Annotated in this window: 2 pseudogenes; one reads left to right on the top strand and one right to left on the bottom strand. The window is 78.5% G+C overall.

Annotated elements, in window-relative coordinates:
* Window positions 1-17: 17 nt before the first annotated feature.
* Window positions 18-473, bottom strand: a pseudogene (locus EAO70_RS35535) (ATP-dependent helicase C-terminal domain-containing protein); the annotation flags it as partial.
* On the opposite strand from EAO70_RS35535, the pseudogene EAO70_RS39835 reads away from it, so the two are divergent.
* Window positions 473-627, top strand: a pseudogene (locus EAO70_RS39835) (ATP-dependent helicase HrpB); the annotation flags it as partial. The pseudogenes EAO70_RS35535 and EAO70_RS39835 sit on opposite strands and share 1 nt — an antisense overlap.

Below are 627 nucleotides of genomic sequence, written 5' to 3'. Positions count from 1 at the left end.
CCCGGCCACCGCCCCGCTCACCCCTCCCGTCTGAGCCGCGCGCTCGTGAACCGCGTCGCCTCCGCCGAGGACGGATCCTCCGGCCACGGGTGCTTCGGGTACCGCCCCCGCAGCTCCGCCCGCACGGACCGGTAGCCGTCCCGCCAGAACGACGCCAGGTCGGCGGTGACCGCCGCCGGCCGCCCGGCGGGGGAGAGGAGGTGCACCAGCACCGGGACCCCCGCCACCCGGGGCGTCTCGGCCAGCCCGAACATCTCCTGGATCTTCACCGCGAGCACCGGCCGCTCACCCCCGTACTCCACCCGGATCCGCGAACCGCTCGGCACCTCGATCCGCTCCGGCGCCAGCTCGCCCAGCCGGCCCGCCTCGCCCGACGCCCACGGCAGCAGCCGCCGCAGGGCCTCACCGGCATCGATCCGGCCCAGATCCGCGCGCCGGGCCGCCCGGGACAGCTCCGGCTCCAGCCACTCCCCGGGAGGTGGGGGACCCCTGGCCGGACGTGGCGGACGGGGCGCTGGTGGAGCGGGCCGGGGAGTGGCTGGAGCCGGAGCTGTCCCGGGCGGCCCGGCGCGCGGATCTGGGCCGGATCGATGCCGGTGAGGCCCTGCGGCGGCTGCTGCCGTGGGC

Source organism: Streptomyces sp. adm13(2018), from assembly GCF_008042145.1.
In the GTDB taxonomy this organism is placed as follows: domain Bacteria; phylum Actinomycetota; class Actinomycetes; order Streptomycetales; family Streptomycetaceae; genus Streptomyces.
Note: the sequence above shows the minus strand (reverse complement) of the source record. Positions and strands in the feature narration are given on the sequence as shown.